Annotated in this window: 1 protein-coding gene; it reads left to right on the top strand. The window is 63.4% G+C overall.

Features of this window, described 5'->3' with window-relative positions; translation table 11 throughout:
* Positions 1-235, top strand: a 235-nt coding sequence (locus AC3XQU_RS24960; protein WP_489876773.1) for an ATP-binding cassette domain-containing protein, incomplete at both ends; no start/stop codon positions are given.

Genomic DNA, 235 nt, shown 5'->3' with positions numbered 1-235 from the left:
CCGGCGCAGCTGTCCGGCGGGCAGAAACAGCGTGTAGGCATCGCCCGCGCGCTGGTGCATGACCCGGATATTCTGCTCTGCGACGAAGCCACTTCGGCCCTCGATCCGGAAACCACTCAGTCGATCCTCGGCCTGCTGCGCGAGATCAACAAACGCCTGGGCCTGACCATCGTGCTGATCACTCACGAGATGGCTGTGATCCGGGAAATCTGCGACCGCGTCGTCGTGCTGGAAC

This window comes from Telluria sp. AZSoR62, from assembly GCF_058111565.1.
Note: the sequence above shows the minus strand (reverse complement) of the source record. Positions and strands in the feature narration are given on the sequence as shown.